General features: G+C 34.5%; 22 protein-coding genes. 19 read left to right on the forward strand and 3 right to left on the reverse strand.

Going from position 1 to position 19556, the window contains the following annotated elements; genetic code table 11:
- The first annotated feature begins 49 nt into the window (after positions 1–49).
- The 3 genes from DWY01_RS02360 to DWY01_RS02370 are packed head-to-tail and all read left to right on the forward strand — an operon-like array spanning position 50 to position 1273.
- Complete coding sequence (locus tag DWY01_RS02360; protein ID WP_117992735.1) at positions 50–313, forward strand: type II toxin-antitoxin system HicA family toxin; 264 nt, start codon at positions 50–52, stop codon at positions 311–313.
- Between the two features lies 1 nt (position 314).
- Positions 315–818: a toxin-antitoxin system HicB family antitoxin gene (locus tag DWY01_RS02365; RefSeq protein ID WP_158553639.1), complete on the forward strand. Its 504-nt coding sequence runs from the start codon at positions 315–317 to the stop codon at positions 816–818.
- Positions 819–832: 14 nt separating this feature from the next.
- Positions 833–1273, forward strand: a complete 441-nt coding sequence (locus DWY01_RS02370; protein ID WP_117992737.1) for a hypothetical protein — start codon at positions 833–835, stop codon at positions 1271–1273.
- Between the two features lie 94 nt (positions 1274–1367).
- Here the strand turns inward: DWY01_RS02370 and DWY01_RS11945 are convergent, their stop codons facing one another.
- On the reverse strand, positions 1368–1739 hold the full coding sequence (locus tag DWY01_RS11945) for a hypothetical protein (protein ID WP_243001942.1): 372 nt from the start codon (positions 1737–1739) through the stop codon (positions 1368–1370).
- A gap of 225 nt (positions 1740–1964) precedes the next feature.
- Here DWY01_RS11945 and DWY01_RS02380 point away from each other — a divergent pair, with 225 nt between their 5' ends.
- The 12 genes from DWY01_RS02380 (at position 1965) to holA (ending at position 12651) form a co-directional block, all read left to right on the forward strand.
- Entirely contained in the window at positions 1965–2402 is a 438-nt protein-coding gene (locus DWY01_RS02380; protein ID WP_117992738.1) for a MarR family winged helix-turn-helix transcriptional regulator, read from the forward strand.
- Positions 2399–4582: an ABC transporter transmembrane domain-containing protein gene (locus DWY01_RS02385; RefSeq protein ID WP_117992739.1), complete on the forward strand. Its 2184-nt coding sequence runs from the start codon at positions 2399–2401 to the stop codon at positions 4580–4582. Before DWY01_RS02380 ends, DWY01_RS02385 begins: the two co-directional genes overlap by 4 nt.
- Positions 4575–6416: an ABC transporter ATP-binding protein gene (locus DWY01_RS02390; protein ID WP_117992740.1), complete on the forward strand. Its 1842-nt coding sequence runs from the start codon at positions 4575–4577 to the stop codon at positions 6414–6416. The genes DWY01_RS02385 and DWY01_RS02390 overlap by 8 nt, the downstream gene beginning before the upstream one ends.
- Positions 6417–6418: 2 nt before the next feature.
- Positions 6419–6670 carry a hypothetical protein gene (locus tag DWY01_RS02395; RefSeq protein ID WP_117992741.1) on the forward strand — a complete coding sequence of 84 codons (252 nt, stop codon included), beginning with the start codon at positions 6419–6421 and terminating at the stop codon, positions 6668–6670.
- Positions 6671–6748: 78 nt separating this feature from the next.
- Positions 6749–7000 (forward strand): IreB family regulatory phosphoprotein, encoded by a 252-nt coding sequence (locus DWY01_RS02400; RefSeq protein ID WP_117573013.1) that lies wholly within the window; start codon positions 6749–6751, stop codon positions 6998–7000.
- Positions 7000–7425, forward strand: a complete 426-nt coding sequence (gene ruvX / locus DWY01_RS02405; RefSeq protein ID WP_117992742.1) for a Holliday junction resolvase RuvX — start codon at positions 7000–7002, stop codon at positions 7423–7425. The genes DWY01_RS02400 and ruvX overlap by 1 nt, the downstream gene beginning before the upstream one ends.
- 32 nt (positions 7426–7457) lie before the next feature.
- Positions 7458–7715, forward strand: coding sequence for a DUF1292 domain-containing protein (locus DWY01_RS02410; protein ID WP_117992743.1), 258 nt, complete (start codon positions 7458–7460; stop codon positions 7713–7715).
- On the forward strand, positions 7705–8796 hold the full coding sequence (gene mltG / locus DWY01_RS02415; protein WP_117992744.1) for an endolytic transglycosylase MltG: 1092 nt from the start codon (positions 7705–7707) through the stop codon (positions 8794–8796). The genes DWY01_RS02410 and mltG overlap by 11 nt, the downstream gene beginning before the upstream one ends.
- Before the next feature lie 66 nt (positions 8797–8862).
- Positions 8863–9351 (forward strand): transcription elongation factor GreA, encoded by a 489-nt coding sequence (greA, locus tag DWY01_RS02420; protein WP_117992745.1) that lies wholly within the window; start codon positions 8863–8865, stop codon positions 9349–9351.
- Positions 9352–9494: 143 nt separating this feature from the next.
- Entirely contained in the window at positions 9495–9869 is a 375-nt protein-coding gene (locus DWY01_RS02425) for a helix-hairpin-helix domain-containing protein (protein ID WP_243001943.1), read from the forward strand.
- Entirely contained in the window at positions 9866–11713 is a 1848-nt protein-coding gene (locus DWY01_RS02430) for a ComEC/Rec2 family competence protein (RefSeq protein WP_117992747.1), read from the forward strand. Before DWY01_RS02425 ends, DWY01_RS02430 begins: the two co-directional genes overlap by 4 nt.
- A complete protein-coding gene (gene holA / locus DWY01_RS02435) occupies positions 11710–12651 on the forward strand; it encodes a DNA polymerase III subunit delta (RefSeq protein WP_158553640.1) in 942 nt (313 codons plus the stop codon). The genes DWY01_RS02430 and holA overlap by 4 nt, the downstream gene beginning before the upstream one ends.
- Positions 12652–12779: 128 nt before the next feature.
- Here the strand turns inward: holA and rpsT are convergent, their stop codons facing one another.
- Positions 12780–13043: a 30S ribosomal protein S20 gene (rpsT, locus tag DWY01_RS02440; RefSeq protein WP_117992749.1), complete on the reverse strand. Its 264-nt coding sequence runs from the start codon at positions 13041–13043 to the stop codon at positions 12780–12782.
- Between the two features lie 111 nt (positions 13044–13154).
- Between rpsT and fmt the strand changes: the two genes are divergently transcribed.
- The 3 genes from fmt to hemW are packed head-to-tail and all read left to right on the forward strand — an operon-like array spanning position 13155 to position 16976.
- A complete protein-coding gene (fmt, locus tag DWY01_RS02445; RefSeq protein WP_117992750.1) occupies positions 13155–14084 on the forward strand; it encodes a methionyl-tRNA formyltransferase in 930 nt (309 codons plus the stop codon).
- A 10-nt stretch (positions 14085–14094) separates the two neighbouring features.
- Positions 14095–15897 carry a translation elongation factor 4 gene (gene lepA, locus DWY01_RS02450; RefSeq protein ID WP_117992751.1) on the forward strand — a complete coding sequence of 601 codons (1803 nt, stop codon included), beginning with the start codon at positions 14095–14097 and terminating at the stop codon, positions 15895–15897.
- Positions 15897–16976 carry a radical SAM family heme chaperone HemW gene (gene hemW / locus DWY01_RS02455; RefSeq protein ID WP_117992752.1) on the forward strand — a complete coding sequence of 360 codons (1080 nt, stop codon included), beginning with the start codon at positions 15897–15899 and terminating at the stop codon, positions 16974–16976. Before lepA ends, hemW begins: the two co-directional genes overlap by 1 nt.
- A 103-nt stretch (positions 16977–17079) precedes the next feature.
- Here the strand turns inward: hemW and DWY01_RS02460 are convergent, their stop codons facing one another.
- Positions 17080–18921, reverse strand: a complete 1842-nt coding sequence (locus DWY01_RS02460) for an IS1634 family transposase (protein ID WP_117992753.1) — start codon at positions 18919–18921, stop codon at positions 17080–17082.
- A gap of 334 nt (positions 18922–19255) precedes the next feature.
- On the opposite strand from DWY01_RS02460, the gene rpsO reads away from it, so the two are divergent.
- Positions 19256–19522: a 30S ribosomal protein S15 gene (gene rpsO, locus DWY01_RS02465; protein WP_117992754.1), complete on the forward strand. Its 267-nt coding sequence runs from the start codon at positions 19256–19258 to the stop codon at positions 19520–19522.
- Positions 19523–19556: the final 34 nt, after the last annotated feature.

Here is a 19556-nt window from a genome sequence, read left to right on the forward strand (position 1 = left end):
ACATAACTGTAGTGATATTATATATGATATCACGCAAGAAAGGGGAAATATGTCACAGATCGATAAATTAATTAAAAAAATTGAGAATTATAGATCCGGTGATCAGATTAGTTTCTCAGAACTTGAAAAATATTTAATATATTTTGGCTTTTTTAAAAAAAGTCATGATGGGACTAGTCATGTAATATTTAAACATGATTTGTTAAGCAGACCATTCCCAGTCCCAAAACATGGAAATACAGTAAAGGCAGGATATGTTAAACAAGCTATTGAACTAGTAGATGAAATTAAAGATAAAAAAGGAGAAATGTAAAATGGAATATCCAATGAAAGTTTATCCAATTCATTTTGATGATGGAAGAACTGAGTGGTGTGTTGAGTATCCAGATTTAAAAGGTTGCGTTGGTGGAGGAGATACAGTAGAAGAAGCAATTGCTGATGCTGAAATTTCTAAACAAGTATACCTTGAATGTTTAAAATCAGAAGGAATTGAGGCACCTGTTCCAACATTAGAAACTGATTTACCAAGTGGCAAGATTGCTTTAAGAGTAGCAAAAACAACACATAAACAATTAATTGAAAATGCAAAACGTGAAGGAGTAAGTTTAAATTCATATATACAAACGGCTATTAGCGAGAAAATAGGTAGAGATTCATACTCCTTAGAAATGTTTAACATGATTAAAAACATCAAACATAGTGTTGATGAAATAAGAACAGGATACAATATTTCAGAGTATCAACCAATCGGATTACGCTCTTGGAATAAGGAAGTACCAAACTCTTCAAAATTAAAGTTGAAGTGTTTTGGAGCATAACAGGAGGTAAGGCAATGGAAAATAACAAATTACAAATAATTAGTGTTAATGCTAAAGTAGATAAAATCAATTATGATTCTGCGTTTATTCCAGAACAAAAAAGTATTGAAGAAGGCTATCCTATGGATATCCAACAAACTGTAGAAGTAATTTCTTGTGATTATGAAAAAATAAGTGTTAAGATAGAAAGAGCTTTGACATTAAACAAAAATGATAATCCGTTCATAAGAGCTTCTATGATTGGAGATTTTTTCTTGGATAAAACAACGAAGAATAATTTTAAAGATTCTGACGAGATGTTAGAATATGCTAAGAAAAGAGCTGGCTTTTTAATTGATAAAATTGAACTAGGTGCATTTCTTTCGCAATTGATTGCGAATATAACAGGAACATTTGGTAATGTACCAATTATTCTTCCTCCTGTGTTGAGTGATAATAAAGAAAGTAATCAATAATTCGATTATATTTATTATATTAATAGTATTTAGAGCAGTAAAGTGATACAACCCTAGTCAAGTAGACATGGGAAATATTTAAAAGTCTCATCGATCAACAACCCATTCCAATTTGGTTTGGATTGTTTTTTATTTCTTCTATAATAATTTCTTTTTGATGTTTCTTCTTTGATTCAATTTCATTCCAGTATCTGACATATCTTCTTGCTGGAATAATTGGATATTGTGTAAATTCATTTTGTTCTAGCGATTCTTTTCGTACTTGTCCACAAGTTTTACCGTTTAATCTTTTTTGTGGATAATGATTGATGTAGTAATCTAGCGTTCCTTTGATAGCTTGTCTCATCTCTTCTTTGGAAGTGATGTTTGGATATAGGATAAACAACATATCTTTAAATTGTCCCTGAAAACCTTCACACACATCATTATCAATGCACTTTGATACACGTGACATAGATTGTGACATATCATATTCATCCAATTTAAATTTATATACTTGTCTTGTATACGCGAAACCTCTGTCTGAATGTACTAAGGGTGTTGCTTCTGGATATGCATTATGAGCATTCTCTAGTGTTTGATCAGCTAGTAATGCATCATTTTTATCAGAGATTTCTAAAGATACTTTTTTTATTGACTTAATAGTTAAGTAGGTATATAGTTAAGTAACTTAAGTAAATTGGAGGGCATTATGCAAGTTCAAGATGAAGTATTAGATTTAATGTTTGATCTAACGTATACCATCACAAACTATGTTCGTAATAACCGCCATTGTAAAGATGGACCGCGACTGAAGGATGTGATGTTGTTTAAAACGATTTATAGAGCTGAAAATCATCAGATTACGATGAGTGAATTAGCAAGTATATTGGGTGTATCTCCGGCAGCTGTTTCGCAGATGGTGGCTGGCTTTGAAAAGAAGGGGCTTCTTCAAAGGGTGCATTCGAATACGGATCGTAGAACGGTTTATATTCAAATTGTTCCGGAAGCTATTGATATGTTTCAAAAGCGCATGGATACACATGTAGAGAATGTATATCATTACTTGGATTATCTAGGAAAGTCTGACTGTGCGCATCTAAGAGATATATTAATCAAGACAAATAAGTATATGGAGGAAAATAAATGACGAAAATATTGAAATATTTAAAGCCATATTGGTTTTCTATTTTACTTGCGTTTGGTTTGTTGTTTGGTCAAGCTACTTGTGAGCTAACAATGCCAGATTATATGCAAAACATTGTCAATACAGGAATTCAGAATTCGGGTATTGAAAGTGGTGTCTATCAACAAATCAGTGAAAAGACACTGAATTCTTTTTTGATGTTCGCTACGGATTCAGAAAAGGATTTGATTACTTCAAGCTATAAGTTAGTTGAAAGTGCATCGGCAAGTAAGGATTTAAAATCAGAAATTCCTGCATTGAAAAAGGAAAATGTATATCTATTAAAAGATATTAATGATACGAAGAAATCTTCTCTTGAAGATTGCTTAACTCTACTTCAAATGACAGTGATGGAAGTGAGTCAAGCAGCTTCTAAACAGAATGTACAAATTCCACAACTTCTTATGATGAATGGTGTAGATACATATAGAAAAGACGCAAAATCCGAGATTTCTAAATTAGGAACTTCTACAGTATCAAGTATGAGCTCACAATTCTTAAAGAAAGAATATACAGATCTAGGCATGGATATGGAAAAAATCCAACAGGACTATATTATTTCTTCTGGAATCAAGATGTTAGGCTATGCCCTAGCTAGTGCAGTTTGTGCCATTCTAGTTGGCTTTTTGGCATCACGCATTGCGGCAGGCTTCTCTAAAAATTTGCGTCAATCTGTGTTTGAAAAGGTTACGCATTTCTCAAATGAAAATCTAAATACATTTAGTACTTCTAGCTTGATTACACGTACTACAAATGATATTCAACAGCTTCAAATGACAATCGTTATGTTTTTACGAATTGTCATGTATGCACCCATTATTGGTGTAGGAGCCATTTTACACGTCATTGAATCGGGTGCCAATATGACTTGGATTCTGGCTTTATGTGTGGTTGTGATTTTAAGCGTTGTCTTATTGATCTTTATGATTGTCATGCCTAAATTTAAGGTTATGCAGAAAATGATCGATAAAATGAACAGTGTTGTTCGTGAACTGTTGGATGGTATGTTGGTTATTCGTGCCTTTAATAATGAGAAGATTGAAGAAGAAAAATTTGATAAAGCCAATTCAGATATTACTTCTATTTCCTTATTCACAACACGAGCTATGGCGATTATGATGCCGATCATGATGTTTTTAATGAACGGTACAACATTGATGATTTTATGGTTTGGCTCAAAACAAGTTGATGCCGGCATTATTCAAGTGGGAAGTATCATGGCCTTTATGCAGTATGCGATGCAAGTCATTATGGCCTTCTTAATGATTACTATGGTCACAATTATGCTTCCTCGTGCCAATGTCAGTGCACAACGTATACAAGAAGTATTAAGCAGTGAAATTACTGTTACAGATAAAGAAAATACTTGTGATTTTTCATCTTCTATGCGAGGTGTTGTATCCTTTGACAATGTATCCTTTAGATATCCAGGAGCCGATGAGGATGTGTTAAGTGATATTAGCTTTAGTACAAAACCAGGACAAACCACAGCCTTTATTGGAAGTACTGGCTCTGGTAAATCAACATTAATTAACTTAGTACCACGTTTCTATGATGTGACGAGTGGGTCGATCTTAGTGGATGGTGTCGATATTCGTGATGTCAAACAAGCCGATTTAAGAAGTCGTATTGGCTATGTTCCACAAAAAGGGATGTTACTATCGGGAGATATTGAGTCCAACCTATTGTATTCCAAGAAAGATGCAAGTGAGAATGATATTCAGAGTGCTCTAGATATTTCTCAAAGTAGTGAGTTTGTAAACAAGAAACCTGAGGGTATTCATAGTGAAATCAACCAAGGCGGTACCAACGTATCCGGTGGACAAAGACAAAGACTTTCGATTGCCCGTGCCATTGTGCGCAAGCCAGAAATCTATATTTTTGATGATAGCTTTAGTGCACTAGACTTTAAAACAGACGCAAAGCTTAGAGAGGCTCTAGCTGCTTCTTGTAAAGAAACAAAGAGTACTGTATTACTTGTGGCTCAACGTATTTCAAGTATTCTGCATGCGGATCAAATCATTGTGTTGGATGAGGGAAAAATGGTAGGTAAAGGAACACATGAAGAGTTGATGGAATCTTGTAAGGTATATCAACAGATTGCGTCTAGCCAGTTGACAAAGGAGGAACTTGCCAATGTCTAATTCGAAACAAAACAATCGTCCAAGAGGACCAATGGGTGGCCATAGAATGCGTGGCGGTGGTGAAAAGGCAAAAGACTTCAAGGGAACAATGAAGAAGCTTTTAAACTACATCAAACCTTTTAAATTCTCATTTTTGATTGGTATTATTTGTGCCATTGTGTCCGTATGTATTATGGTTATTGGACCTAAAATCCAAGGTAATATTATTACGGAAATTGCACAAGGATTTATGAATAAAGTACAGGGTAAGGGTGGTATTGATTTTGATGCGATCAAAAAAACATGCGCCTTACTACTAGCTGTTTATGCGATGAGTACAGCCTTCTCTTATCTACAAGGCTGGCTAATGAGTGGTGTATCTAATAAAATGGGATATCAGCTTCGTAAGGAAATGAATCAAAAAATAGATCGTTTACCTTTGTCTTACTTTGATAAAAATAGTCATGGAGACATTCTATCTCGATTTACCAATGATGTGGATACTTTAGTACAATCTTTAAACCAATCATTATCGACTATGGTTTCTAGCTTTGTACAAATCATTGGATTCTTAGTGATGATGTTAAGTATTTCATGGAAGATGACACTGATGGCTTTAGTTGTTATTCCGTTAAGTATGGTTTTAGTGATGGTTGTTGTTAAAAAATCACAACGATATTTCAAGGCCCAACAAAAATCATTGGGACAAGTCAATGGACATATTGAAGAGATGTATGCCGCGCATACGATTGTAAAGGCATTTAACGGGGAAGAAGATTCACTTAAAACTTTTAAAGTATACAATGATCAATTGTATACAAGTGCTTGGAGAAGTCAGTTTTTATCTGGCTTAATGATGCCATTAACCAATTTGATTGGGAATATTGGCTATGTCGGTGTATGTATTCTTGGAGGATATTTAACAATTCGTGGTGAGATTGCTGTTGGTGACATACAATCTTTTATCACTTATACTCGTAACTTTACACAACCTATTTCACAAATCTCACAATCGATGAATATGCTTCAAAGTACAGCAGCGGCTGCAGAGCGTGTCTTTGAATTCTTGGCTGCCCAAGAAGAATCGAAAGATGCCTCGAATCCAGTTGTATTAAACGATGTCAAAGGACAGGTTACTTTTGAGAATGTTTGTTTTGGATATGATCCAAATAAAATTGTTATTAATGATTTCTCAATGTATATCAAGCCAGGCCAGACAACCGCTATTGTAGGTCCTACTGGAGCTGGTAAGACAACGATTGTAAAATTATTGATGCGTTTCTATGAGTTGAATTCAGGATCCATCTATATTGATGGCCATAACATTAAAGAATATACAAGAAGCAGCTTACGCAGTATGGTTGGTATGGTATTACAAGATGCATGGCTATTTGAGGGTAGTATTCTAGAAAATCTTCGTTTTGGTAAGCCAGACGCTAGCGATGAACAGGTCATTGCGGCTGCTAAAACAGCACACGTCGATCATTTTATTCGTACTTTAGATCATGGCTATGATACTGTATTAAATGAGTCTTCAAGCAATATAAGTCAAGGACAAAGACAATTATTGACGATTGCCCGTGCCTTCTTGGCCGATCCTAAGATCTTGATTTTGGATGAAGCTACAAGCAGTGTAGATACACGTACGGAGGTCTTGATTCAAAAGGGTATGGATGAATTGATGAAGGGTCGTACAAGCTTTGTGATTGCGCATCGATTGTCTACGATTCGTGATGCAGATAATATTATCGTTATGGATCATGGTGATATTGTCGAAGTGGGCAGTCACGATGAATTGATGAAGCGTAATGGCTTCTATACGAAGTTATACAATGCGCAATTTGAAGAGGCTTAAATATGCGAAAGATTCAAGTAGATCTAGATGAAATTCAAGATGAAGAATATTCTTTAATGTATGATGTATTTGGGTTAGATGTGCAAAATAAATCGTATGAGGATTTTGAAAGAAGAATGCTGAAAATCCAGCTGGATACGATTGTTGAGATAAAGAATCGTGAGCGAAATCTTTATTCTTGTCCAAAATGGATCTTTATTTTAGAGGATATTCAACAAAAAAGTGATTGTATCTATTGTATTTGGGGTGCCTAACATGCCATTTTGTACTAAATCGCTTTCTTTTTGATTGAGATTCATATATAATAAAAACGTGTTAAGGAGTGTGAAATTATGAAAGACATTACCGAAACAATGACATTTACTACGGAGGAGATTCGTCGTGAAAATATCAAGATGATTCTACGCGAAGTAAGTGATGCTTTGGAAGAACGTGGTTATAATTCAGAAAATCAGATTGCTGGTTATTTGATCAGTAACGACCCAGCGTATATTTCTTCTCACAAGAATGCTCGTAACTTGATTCAAAAGATCGAACGTTATGAAATCATTGAAGAACTTGTACGTGCTTATTTAGAGAAATAATGGATCGTATCATTGGTTTAGATCTGGGTTCAAAAACATGTGGTGTATCGATTTGTGATGCGCTTCATATTACGTGTCGAGCTTTAACGACCGTACGTTTTGAATCGGATGATTATGATGCTTGTTTAGAAGAAGTTTTAAAGCTATTAAATGAAAATAAAGTCAAAGAAGTAGTTTTAGGCTTGCCAAAGCATATGAATGGAGATATCGGTGTTCGTGGTGAAATATCTTGTGAATTTGCCAAGAAATTAGAATCTTCAGGGATTAAAGTTCATCTATGGGATGAACGACTTACAACGGTTGCGGCCGAGAGAATTTTACTTCAAGCGGATGTTTCTAGAAAGAAACGTAAAAAAGTAATTGATCAGATGGCTGCCGTTCAAATTTTACAGAGTTTTTTGGACAGACAAAACGGGGGATTTTAATGTCCTCCTTTATTTTTGAAAGGAAGTAATGTATGTTAGATTCAAATAGTTTATATGTATATGATGAAGATGGAAACGAAAAAAAGATGACCATTCTTTTCACTTTTGACAGTGATGAAACGGGTTGTCAATATGTTGTTTTCCAAGACCCAGAAAATGATGAGGGTGAAGTATTCGCATCTCGTTATGATGACAAGGGTCAATTGATTCCTATTGAAACAGAAGCAGAATGGGAAATGGTTGAAGAAGTAATCAACACATTTGTTGAGGACGAGGAAAATGCCGACTAGGCGAAAGGTCAATTCTGTAAGAGTTGTTCTAATCGTTGTTGTAAGCATTTTAATTATCGCCGGGCTTGGTAGTATTTTTATGATCAAGACAGGACTATCAAGTACGGGCAGCGGGGATAAGGAAATAGTATTCACAATTGAAAGCGGAGATACGCTTGATGAGGTTGTACAAAATTTAAAAAAAGACAATTTAATTTCAAATCCAAGTGTCACAAAGTTTTACGCAAAGTTAAGTCACAATACAAATTTTGTGGCCGGTACATTTGAATTGAATAATGGTATGGATACAAAAGAAATTCTAAGCTATATTCAAGACAGCACGAAATTAAAGAAGGATACCACAGTATTGAAAATACCGGAAGGTAAATGGGCTAAGGAAATTGCAGCTGAAATATCAGAGGTTTATAACGGAAAGTATTCAGCCGAAGAAATCTTGAGTCAATGGAATGATGTTTCATACATTCAAAAATTGGCGAAGGATTATTCTTTCTTAAATGTTGATGATTTAAATAATTCCAACTATAAAGTCAAATTAGAAGGATATTTATTCCCAGATACATATTATTTAGAAGAGAATGCTACGATTGATGATATTACACGTGTGATGTTAGATCGTTTTGAATTGATGTATAAACAAAATAAAGAGGCTTTTAAAAAGAGCAACATGTCTGTACATCAAATTGTAACGCTTTCAAGTGTTGTTCAATTTGAAGCAGGTTCAAAGGAAGATATGGCTAAGGTTGCAGGTGTATTCTATAATCGTTTAGATCAGAATATGAAGCTACAATCCAGTGTAACTGTATGTTATGCGTTGTATGATGATTTTAATGATCCAAAGGATTGTGAAACCAATCCTGAAATGGATTCACCATACAATACGTATATGAATGAGGGCTTGCCTGTTGGACCTATCTTAAATCCGGGGGAAGAAGCATTTCAAGCCGTGCTAAATCCAGATCGAAAAGGTGGATACCTATTCTTTGCGGCAGATATCTACAATAAGGTAGATGGAAAAGTGCATTATTCAAAAACATATGAAGAGCACCAACAAATCTGCGAAAGATTAGGCTTAAATCTGTAACAATATTTTGCATAATCCGAGGATTATGTTATAATTTTTTGTGCTAAATACAAGGAGTGATACCACATGGCAAATGAAAAATTTTACGTTACCCAAGAAGGTTATAATGATTTAGTTAATGAACATGAAAACCTAGTTCATAAAGTTCGTCAGGAAGTTATCGTTGAGTTACAGGAAGCTCGTGCACAAGGTGACTTGTCTGAAAACGCCGACTATGATGCTGCCAGAGAACACCAGGCACAGGTTGAAGGTCGTATTCGTGAATTAGAGGCAATGATCAAAAATGCCGAAATCATTTCAGAATCAGACGGTGCGGAAAAGAAAAATAAAAAGAATGTCGTTAAATTAGGTTCTGTTGTTAAGATTTTAGATAAATCAGACAACCAAGAAGTTACATTCTCAATCGTTGGTACAATTGAAGCCGATCCATTCAATGGTAAGCTTTCAAACACGACACCTCTTGCAGAAGTGATCATGGATCACAAGGTAGGAGATGTTTGTACAGTAAAACGTGTTGAAGAACCTTATGATGTAGAAATTTTAGAAATTAAGTAAAAAAACATCAAAAAATAACGTATAAGAGAAGGGTGATATATATGAAACGAACTCTTCTCTTTTTTTGTGCTTTCATTTTCTTTGTCTTTACATGCTTCAACCGGTATACCCCTATTACCTTACAAGAAGCCAAACCCACTTTAATGCAAGTTGAAATCAAGGGGGCTGTAAAAAATCCAGGTGTCTATACACTCAAATTCCAGGACACTATATCAAGTTTAATCAATGCAAGTGGTGGCCTATTAGAAAATGGTGATGATTCCAGTCTTTCTTATACACAGGTGTTGAAAGATAAGGATGTTATTGTGATTCCAGAAAAGAAAGAACAGCCAAAGATTTCTATTAATAGTGCTACACAAGAAGAGCTACAAACCTTGTCTGGCATTGGCCCTTCCATTGCGTCTAGAATCATTGAATATCGAAAGAACAATACATTTCAAACGTTAGAACAAATCAAGGAAGTCAAAGGCATAGGGGATGGTCTCTTTAATAAAATCAAGGATGCTATTTGTCTATGATGTTGATACTATCATTAGGCTATTTGGCTTGTTTGATCTTACAAGATCCTCTGTGTATTGTATGTTTTAGCTTTTGTTTTCTTATCTATTTATACGAACGATTCAAAGATAAAAGAGTATTGTTTCTCTTCTTAATTTTAATGCTTCTATCTATATTTAGAATTCAAATACCGAAAACACCAGACTGTGGAATCTATTACATTATCGAAATTAAGAAAGGGTATTGTATTGCGAGTAATCATAAAAGTAAAGTGTTAGTCCATACCAATCAAGATTTAAGTTTTCAGGATCAAATAGAAATAAAACATTTTGAACCCATCCATACAGATGATAATTTCACCTTGTTTTCTTTTGCCAAATACAATCAAACTAAGAATATATTCTATAAGACGAAGGATATTGTAGTTATAAAACATTCCCATTCATTAAAATCGAAGATGTATCAATTGATTAAATCTAGAAAGAATGCCGATGTTTGTCTATCCCTCTATTATGGAATCCACAATGAATCGATTGATCAAATCTATACAATGCTTGGCTATGGCTATATGAGTGCTTATTATATTGTGTTCTCTTTATTGAAAAGAAAGTACGATGAAAAACACATTCGAATCCTTTTACTTATATTCAGTATTGGATTTGGTTCTCTTTTTGTCTATACACTTTCCTTGTCACGCTTTATCTTGTATCAATTGAGCTGTCTTTGTTTTAAAACAAAAGAAAATCAAATTGCAAGTACCATTCTTTTATTTTCAACCATCTATCCAACACAAGTTCTTTCTATTTCCTTTGTAGTACCTCTTTTGTTGCAGTTCGTATCTTATTTTTGTACTGAACATAAATGGCTCGTACAAAAGCTAGTACTTGTATGTTGTTTAATGATCTACTTTAAAAAGATCAACCTTGTATCATTGTTTTGTTTCAATCTGTTAAGAAAGTTATATGGGCTTTTATTTCTTTTTGGATTCTTTATTCCAAAGCTTGTTGATTTTAAGCTTATGGATATCACACTGCATTATGCACCTCAAGCATTCTTTATCTTTTCTTTTATAATGGTTTATATTCAATGTCTTAAACATTTTCAATATAAATATCTCTGTATTTTATTAATTCCATTATTCGAAATATTTTGTTGCCCCTTCTTTCAAGTCTATACACTCAATATTGGCCAGGCAGACTGTAGTATTATTGTAGAACCCTTTAGAAAGAGTGTAGTAATGATTGATTGTGGTCAAAATCTGTATCGTGACAATGTAGAAAGTATCATTGTTCCGTTTCTTGAAAATAAAAATATCAAGACAATTGATACACTTATTTTAACGCATGATGATTATGATCATAGTGGGGGCTATGAAAGTCTTAAGGATAAAGTAAAAATTAATCAAGTTATTCGAAAATCAGATCAAAAAGTACATGTAAATTATCCGTTTTATTTGTTGCTGAAAGATAGAATAGCTAAAGATGAAAATGATAATAGTATCATTAGTTATTTTACTTATGATGACTTTACTTATCTCTTTATGGGGGATGCCAGCAAGGATATAGAAAAACAATTGCTAGATATGTATGATTTAAAGGCAGATGTCATTAAGGTAGGGCATCATGGTTCGAATACAAGCTCAGATGAAGAATTTTTAAATCAACTCGATTGTCGATTAGCCATTATCAGTGCGGGTTATAAGAATAAGTATAATCATCCGAGTACAGAAACATTAAAGAATTTACAAAGCTTAAATATAAATACATTATGTACAAATACCAGTGGAAGTATTGCGATTTATACATTGCATCACTTTGGATTTGTTGTCACAAACGATGGAATGTTTGGTATAATAATTATATGATTTATATTTTATACGGAAAAGACAAAAGCATGGTTTCAATGAAGCTGGATGCGATTAAAAAAAGACATCATATAGAAGAAAATGTGAATGTATATGATGCACAAACCGATGATATATCTTCTGTTTTACAGGATTTAGACGCCTATTCGATTTTTGATGATGATAAGATGATTATTGTGAATAATTGTACTTTCTTATCGAGCAAGAATACGACAAGCTATGAAGTGGATCCTTTTCTTTTAAGAAAAGACACAGAGATGATTCTTGTGCTGGTTTGTCCAAGTGATAAATTGGATTCTAGAAAGAAAAAGGTCAAGGAAATCAGTAATGTGGCTACATTATATTCTTGTCTAGCTTTGGATGAAAAGTCACAAAAGTTTTATGTGCAGGATAAATTAAAGGAGTATGGTGTAAAGGTTGATTTTAAAACATTAGATTGGATGACATCAAGAATGGGTTTGGATCCCATGTGTATTCAAAATGAGATAGAAAAGATTTCAATCTATTCTAAAAACCCGACGTTAGAAGATGTACAAAATTTATTAGTCGTAGAACCGATGAATGATATTTTTAAAATGGTGGAAGCTTTCTTTAGCCAAAATGGAATTTTATTGTTAGCCTACTACCGTAACTTTAGAAAGCTGAATATGCAGCCCGTAGCCATAGTGGCACTACTTGCTAGTCAAATTCGCTTTCTGTTTCAAGTACGCGTATTAATGGATGAAGGCAAGGCGCAGGCAACCATTGCCCAAGAGCTAAAGGCCAATCCGTATCGTGTAAAGATCAATATGCAGAAGGCTATGCGCTTTTCAAGCGAAGCCTTACTTTACAATCTATCTTTATTAGCTGACTTTGATCAACAAATGAAAATGGGTAAGATTGATAAGGATGATGGCTTTGAATACTTCTGTCTAAACTTAATGTTGAACAAGGAATAGTCCTTGTTCTTTTTTAATTAGCAAAAATGAAATGTGTGAAAAAGTGAAGGTGTTATTCAAACATTTTAGGATGTAAAAAAGGTTCGATTTATAAAAAAAAAGAAGTCATATGACTTCTTAATCCTTCATTACGCGATTTCGTTAATAGCTTTTGCTAAACGTGCTTTTTGACGGCTAGCGTAGTTTTTGTGGTGAATACCTTTAGCTACGGCTTTGTCCAATTTTGAACTGCAGTCGTTGTAAGCTGCTACAGCAGCTTCTTTATCTTTAGCATCAACAGCTGCTAATACGGCTTTAATACTTGATTTCAATGCTGATTTTTTAGATACGACTAATTTGTGAGCCTTGTTATTTGTTAAGACACGTTTCTTTTGAGATTTAATCTGTGGCATGAAGTGCACCTCCTGACATAAATTGCAAATGGATTATAGCAAATTTCTCGATTTATTGCAACACAACTTCGCAAAAATACGCTATAATACTCTAGTATTGGAGTGATATATATGGAAAATAGACGCATTATTTTTATGGGAACACCCAAAATTGCTAGTGTCGTATTAAAAACAATGTTAGAAAACGATATACATGTAGGCTTAGTAGTAACGCAGCCAGATAAAAAAAAGGGACGTAAACAACAGGTTGTTTATTCGGAAGTTAAAGAAGTAGCTTTAGAATATGGTATCCCTGTATTTCAACCGATCAAAATTAAATCGGATTATCAAGCCATTCTCGATTTTGAACCCGATCTAATTGTCACTTGTGCCTATGGACAAATCGTACCGAAAGAAGTATTGGATCTACCAAAGTATGGTTGTGTCAATCTTCATGGTTCTTTGCTTCCTAAATATAGAGGGGGAGCACCAATTCAAAGAGCTATTTGGAATGGAGATAAGGTCAGTGGTATGTCTTTAATGAAAATGGCACCAAAAATGGATGCGGGTCCTGTCTTAGCTCAAAAAGAAATTGAAATTTTGCCTAGTGATAATTCCACATCTTTATTTGATAAGATGGGAATTTGTGCGAGTGAACTATTACTTGAACATTTTGAAGAAATTTGTTCCGGAAAGGCTGTATATGTAGAGCAAGACGAAAGTAAAGTAATCTTTTCACCAGTTTTATCAAAAGAAGAGGAGCATATTGATTTGAATCAGGATGATGAACATATTTTAAATCAAATTCGTGCCTTCTCCGATGCGCCAGGTGCCTATGTATTATTAAAAGGAAAGAAATTTAAAATCTTAAAGGCAAGTTATTTGAAGGAAGCCAATTCATTCGCATCTTTAGTCAAGATTGGCAAGAACAAACTAGGAATTGGACTTCATTCAGGTACACTTGTGATTGAAACTTGTCAAATGGAAGGAAAGCCAGTCATGGATTGTGCAAACTTCTTTAATGGACAAGGCCGTAATTTAGTCGGAAATAGTGTAGAGTAGGGGGAAGTCTATGGATCAAAAGAATATTCGTAATTTTTGTATCATTGCACATATTGACCACGGAAAAAGTACGTTAGCCGATCGAATCCTAGAATTAACGGATACGGTTGAAAAACGTGAAATGAAAGATCAAATTCTAGATTCAATGGATCTAGAAAGAGAGCGTGGAATCACAATTAAATTAAATGCTGTACAGCTTGTATATCATGCCAAGGATGGTCAGGACTACTTGTTTCATTTGATTGATACACCGGGCCATGTCGACTTTACATATGAAGTGTCTCGCTCTTTAGCTGCATGTGATGGGGCTATTCTTGTGGTTGATGCAGCACAAGGCGTACAGGCACAGACTTTGGCAAATGTTTATTTAGCTTTAGAAAATGATTTGGAAATTTTACCTGTGTTAAATAAGGTGGATCTTCCAAGTGCACAGCCAGAGGTTGTAAAAAAAGAAATTGAAGACCTAATCGGATTAGATTGTAGTGAAGCCGTTGAAATCAGCGCAAAATCTGGATTGAATGTTGATCAAGTCTTAGAAGAAATCGTTCATAAGCTTCCAAGTCCAAAAGGAAATAAAGAAGCGCCTACACAAGCCTTAGTTTTTGACTCTTTCTATGATTCATATCGTGGAATTATTGCGTTTGTTTCTGTAAAGAATGGAACTATCAAACCAAAAGATAAGATTCGTTTTATGGCTACGGGTGCAGAATATGAAGTCACAGAAGTCGGTGTTCGTACACCAAAAGAAGTAGTAGAAGACCAGTTGAACTGTGGAGATGTAGGATGGGTGAGTGCAGCCATTAAAAATATTGAAGATGTCCGTGTCGGTGATACGATTACAATCGCATCCAATCCAGCTGATGAACCACTATCTGGATATCGTGAAATGCACCCAATGGTTTATTGCGGTTTATATCCCGTGGATAATGCGCGTTATGATGATTTAAAGGAAGCTTTATCAAAATTAAAATTAAATGATGCAGCCCTACATTTTGAACCCGAAACTTCCCAAGCCTTAGGCTTTGGCTTTCGATGTGGATTCTTAGGCTTATTACATATGGACGTTGTAGAAGAGCGTTTAGAACGTGAATACAATTTAAGCTTGATTGCGACAAGCCCATCCGTAATTTATCGTGTCTATAAAACCGATGGTACGATGGAAGAAATCGACAACCCATCGGCTTTACCAGAGCCACAAAAGGTAGATCATATTGAAGAGCCATATGTAAAATGTGACATCATGGTACCAAAGGAATATGTGGGACCTATGATGGATCTTTGTCAGAAAAAACGTGGAGAATATGTAGATCTTCAAGTTTTGGATGATGTTCGTATGATGATGGTGTACCAAATGCCATTAAGTGAAATTATTTATGACTTCTTTGATAAGATGAAATCCTGCACAAAAGGATATGCGAGCTTTGACTATGAATTTAGTGGTTATCGCACAAGCTCATTAGTGAAGATGGATATCTTATTGAATGGACAAATTGTCGATGCCCTATCTACAATTGTCTTTAGAGACTTTGCGTATAACCGCGGTAATGCGATGGCTGTTAAATTAAAAGATTTGATTCCTAAGCAGCAATTTGAAATTCCAGTTCAGGCTGCCATTGGAGGAAAAATCATTGCGCGTACAAACATTAAGGCATTGCGTAAAAACGTTTTGGCAAAATGTTACGGTGGTGATATCTCACGTAAGAAGAAATTGTTGGAGAAACAAAAAGAAGGTAAGAAACGTATGAAGATGGTAGGTTCGGTAGAAATTCCTCAGGAAGCGTTTATGGCCGTTCTTAGCATGGATGATGATTAATGGTACCCTCATGTTATGTGCATATTCCATTCTGTGATTCGATATGCAGCTATTGCGACTTTGTTCGCGTTCAAAAAAATGAAATGTTCTTTTCAAATTGGAAAGAGCAGTTGATTCAAGAAATTCAAGAGTATAAGATCCATGATCTTCATACTCTTTATTTTGGTGGAGGCACACCCAGTTTATTAAGTGTGAATGACTTTAGTGAAATACGAAATTATTTTCCCGCTTCTATCGATGAATTTACTGTAGAATGCAATCCGGAATCATTGAGTGATGAAAAGCTAAGGTTATATGAAAGCTTAGGTGTCAATCGTATTAGTTTAGGTGTACAAAGTTTTAAGGATGAACTTCTTCAAGTGTGCAACCGAAGACATACGGTTAGTCAGGCTGTTTCGGTGATTGAAAAAATTAAGAAGAGTTCGATTTCAACGTTTTCCATTGATTTGATTTTTGGCTTGCCCAACCAAACGATGGAAGATGTGAAGCATGATATTTCAATGTTTTTAAGTTTAGATATACCGCATTTATCTATTTATTCTTTGCAGATTGAAGAAAATTCTGTCTTTGGCAAGACTGGCATTGAACCAATCGATTCGGATTTAGAGGCCGATATGTTTGAATATATCACAAAGACTTTAGAAGAAGCAGGTTATATTCATTATGAAATCTCAAGCTTTTGTAAGCCAGGCCATCATTCAAGACATAATCTAGCCTATTGGCAAGATCAAGACTTTTATGGCATTGGATGCGGAGCTAGTGGAAGAATCAATGGAATTCGTTATGATAATACGACAAACTTAAAAGAGTATTGTTTGAAAGGATCTTGTCCTACATATATTTCTGAAACATTGTTAGAAAGAAGTATGGATGCGATTATGATGGCTTTGCGTACCAAGTTTGGATTGAACATTTTAGCGTGGAATGAAAGGTATCAAAGTGATTTTAGATTGAAGTATGCATCTGTTTTGTCAAAATATGCAGCTTACTTTGAATATAGTGAAAATCACATCTATTTGAATGATGCAGGACTTGAAATATTAAATACGATTCTAGTTGATTTTATGATGATTGAGTGATATTATCCCGAGTTTGACAGTTGAAAAAGTAAAAAGTGCTAGAAAGCCTTTATTCAAGGTTTAATCTAGCACTTTCGTTTTTTTGAAATGTTGTATGTGATTTCTATTTTGAAATTTTTTTTACTATTTTGTTTAAATCACTTGGTCTATAGTACTTTCTGTTTAGTTGTAGCTCGAAACATCTTTCTAATGCATCTAATGCCTGACTTCCACTATAGATGGATTTGTAGTACATGTCATCCATATTTACTACATTCATATTTCGTAATGTTTTTATTAGGTTTGATGTTGTTACATGAGTTAAGTTGTCATCCAACTTGCACTCCATAAGCCTGTATATAAGTAGTGCAGTGTAGCAGATCAAGAAATGTGCACGTATTCTTTCTGGCTTTCTCAAGAATACTGGTCTTGCATCGAAATTAGTCTTCATGATTCTAAAACAGTCTTCGATTTTGTATCTATTTTGAGCTACTGCTAGGATGTCTTTGGCTGAATCGTCAAGGTTTGTTGCGACGGCATAGAATCCATCGTATTTTTCTTCTTCATGGATTTTATCCATATCCAACACATAATTAGCTGTATCAGATGATGTGTTCTTAAGGAATCGACGTATATCGTTGGGTCCTTTTTTTATCTTTTCAGGATCTTTAAGTCTTAATAACTTTTTAGCACGTTCAAGCTGTCTTTCGCGGATAGTCCTCTGGTATTCCATCATCTTTCTAGAGAAAGTGACAATGATATATTGATGTAATGTTCCTTTGGCTTTTACTTTTTTTGTTCGACCGTTCTTATATACTTTTTCTTCATAAAGTCCTGTATCCATGGCCGTGTTGGCTGGAATCGCTTTATAGGCAAAATCATTGTATAGACTTAGATTGTTTGCGTCTTTTTTATTAAATGTTCGCATTTCTTTCAATGTGATCGCATCGTCATTTGACAATAGACGGTAGTTTGAATCGTTGAATACGATATCTTTGATCTCTTGTCCAAGTTTTTTTACTGACTGTGTAACGATATAGGCTCTACCACCCATATCATTGAATTTACGGATATTGTAGGATCCAAGTCCTGCATCCGCACAATATATGAACTTTTTGTTTCCGGTCATTTTTATAACTTCTTTTTCAAGTGGAACGGCAGTAAGCTGTTCATTTGTGTTTCCTGGATGAATACACATAGAAATAGGGATTCCACGGCTGTCCATGATAAGCCCCATTTCAACAATAGGAGATGTCTTGTTTTCCTTACTGATTCCGAACTGACGAAGTCCAAGGATAATTTCTCCAGTAACTTCGTCAACAATCTCCTCATCAGGCTTTTCTGTTTCAAAGAAATAGTTTGTACAGTCATAGTACATAACTGAAGTATCTCGTTTAACGATGTTTTCGGAATTGTCAAAAAGATGTTTTAAATATTTGTCACTGTTTCTGTCTAGAATATCCAAGAAACGAATCATATGTTGGTATTCAACCTGAGGTTTCTCATAGTATGTATCAAGTTTATCGTATGTTCCATATTTACTGGCAGGATCCAGAATCCTTGCATAGGTAAGAAACTGACAGATTTTATTACAGTCGTAGGTGATCTTTCGGTCAGAAGAAACTGATTTAAAAAAATCAGACAGATTCAATTTGGCATAGATATCCTTAAGATACAGATATCCAATGTTCAAACTAGTAGAATTCGAACAAGGAGAATCATTAGAAGGGATTCTTTCATTAAAGTCCATAGTAACAATGAATTCAGATCTGCCAGAACGATATTCCTCATTCATTTTTTTTACTTCGTTTTTAGCGTATTCCAAAGGATTATCCGTTATAAGAAGAAGCTCAGAATGTTTACCTAATCTTTTGATATTTTTGGTTGTCGTTTTTTTACCATTTCTAAATCCCTGCTGAATATAGTAAGTAGGATCTTTAAGTCGTTTATCATAATACAGTTTCATAGAAGCGCCATCCTTTACAACCATTATATCACAATTACAACACATACAACAGTAAAAAAATAAAAATTTGACGAAAAAAAAGCCGTACATAAACGACATTTGGCTATTTTGGCTATGAGCAAGTGTTAAACTCCCGTCAAAATATGCAGCTTACTTTGAATATAGTGAAAATCACATCTATTTGAATGATGCAGGACTTGAAATATTAAATACGATTCTAGTTGATTTTATGATGATTGAGTGATATTATTTAATAGCTTTTGTACTGAGAGTCTGGAAACTTCCAACCTTTCGCTCGGTAGAAAAGGACTAATATACATGGAGGAAGAAAAAAATGTTATTAAAAGCTGAAAAAAAAGCAATTATGCAAGAGTATGCAGTACACGAAGGTGACACAGGTTCTCCTGAAGTTCAAATCGCTGTATTGACAGAAGAAATTAACCGTTTAACTGAACACTTCAAGGAACACAAACACGATTACCACTCACAACGTGGATTGATGAAAAAAGTTGGTCGTCGTAAAAAATTATTAGCTTACTTGAAGGGTAAAGATTTAGACCGTTACAAAGCATTGATCGCTAAATTAGGTTTAAGAAAGTAATCGAAAAGATTACTTTTTTTTTAGCTATTTATTT

Origin of the sequence: Eubacterium sp. AF22-8LB (assembly GCF_003458715.1) — a bacterium.
In the GTDB taxonomy this organism is placed as follows: Bacteria; Bacillota_I; Bacilli_A; order Erysipelotrichales; family Erysipelotrichaceae; genus Holdemanella.

Excerpts from the sequence above, each read along its gene's own strand:
- DWY01_RS02360 (WP_117992735.1), top strand. The coding sequence starts at position 50 with ATGTCACAGATCGATAAATTAATTAAAAAAATTGAGAATTATAGATCC.
- DWY01_RS02365 (WP_158553639.1), top strand. The coding sequence starts at position 315 with ATGGAATATCCAATGAAAGTTTATCCAATTCATTTTGATGATGGAAGA.
- DWY01_RS02370 (WP_117992737.1), top strand. The coding sequence starts at position 833 with ATGGAAAATAACAAATTACAAATAATTAGTGTTAATGCTAAAGTAGAT.
- DWY01_RS11945 (WP_243001942.1), bottom strand. The coding sequence starts at position 1,739 with ATGTCACAATCTATGTCACGTGTATCAAAGTGCATTGATAATGATGTG.
- DWY01_RS02380 (WP_117992738.1), top strand. The coding sequence starts at position 1,965 with ATGCAAGTTCAAGATGAAGTATTAGATTTAATGTTTGATCTAACGTAT.
- DWY01_RS02385 (WP_117992739.1), top strand. The coding sequence starts at position 2,399 with ATGACGAAAATATTGAAATATTTAAAGCCATATTGGTTTTCTATTTTA.
- DWY01_RS02390 (WP_117992740.1), top strand. The coding sequence starts at position 4,575 with ATGTCTAATTCGAAACAAAACAATCGTCCAAGAGGACCAATGGGTGGC.
- DWY01_RS02395 (WP_117992741.1), top strand. The coding sequence starts at position 6,419 with ATGCGAAAGATTCAAGTAGATCTAGATGAAATTCAAGATGAAGAATAT.
- DWY01_RS02400 (WP_117573013.1), top strand. The coding sequence starts at position 6,749 with ATGAAAGACATTACCGAAACAATGACATTTACTACGGAGGAGATTCGT.
- ruvX (WP_117992742.1), top strand. The coding sequence starts at position 7,000 with ATGGATCGTATCATTGGTTTAGATCTGGGTTCAAAAACATGTGGTGTA.
- DWY01_RS02410 (WP_117992743.1), top strand. The coding sequence starts at position 7,458 with ATGTTAGATTCAAATAGTTTATATGTATATGATGAAGATGGAAACGAA.
- mltG (WP_117992744.1), top strand. The coding sequence starts at position 7,705 with ATGCCGACTAGGCGAAAGGTCAATTCTGTAAGAGTTGTTCTAATCGTT.
- greA (WP_117992745.1), top strand. The coding sequence starts at position 8,863 with ATGGCAAATGAAAAATTTTACGTTACCCAAGAAGGTTATAATGATTTA.
- DWY01_RS02425 (WP_243001943.1), top strand. The coding sequence starts at position 9,495 with ATGCAAGTTGAAATCAAGGGGGCTGTAAAAAATCCAGGTGTCTATACA.
- DWY01_RS02430 (WP_117992747.1), top strand. The coding sequence starts at position 9,866 with ATGATGTTGATACTATCATTAGGCTATTTGGCTTGTTTGATCTTACAA.
- holA (WP_158553640.1), top strand. The coding sequence starts at position 11,710 with ATGATTTATATTTTATACGGAAAAGACAAAAGCATGGTTTCAATGAAG.
- rpsT (WP_117992749.1), bottom strand. The coding sequence starts at position 13,043 with ATGCCACAGATTAAATCTCAAAAGAAACGTGTCTTAACAAATAACAAG.
- fmt (WP_117992750.1), top strand. The coding sequence starts at position 13,155 with ATGGAAAATAGACGCATTATTTTTATGGGAACACCCAAAATTGCTAGT.
- lepA (WP_117992751.1), top strand. The coding sequence starts at position 14,095 with ATGGATCAAAAGAATATTCGTAATTTTTGTATCATTGCACATATTGAC.
- hemW (WP_117992752.1), top strand. The coding sequence starts at position 15,897 with ATGGTACCCTCATGTTATGTGCATATTCCATTCTGTGATTCGATATGC.
- DWY01_RS02460 (WP_117992753.1), bottom strand. The coding sequence starts at position 18,921 with ATGAAACTGTATTATGATAAACGACTTAAAGATCCTACTTACTATATT.
- rpsO (WP_117992754.1), top strand. The coding sequence starts at position 19,256 with ATGTTATTAAAAGCTGAAAAAAAAGCAATTATGCAAGAGTATGCAGTA.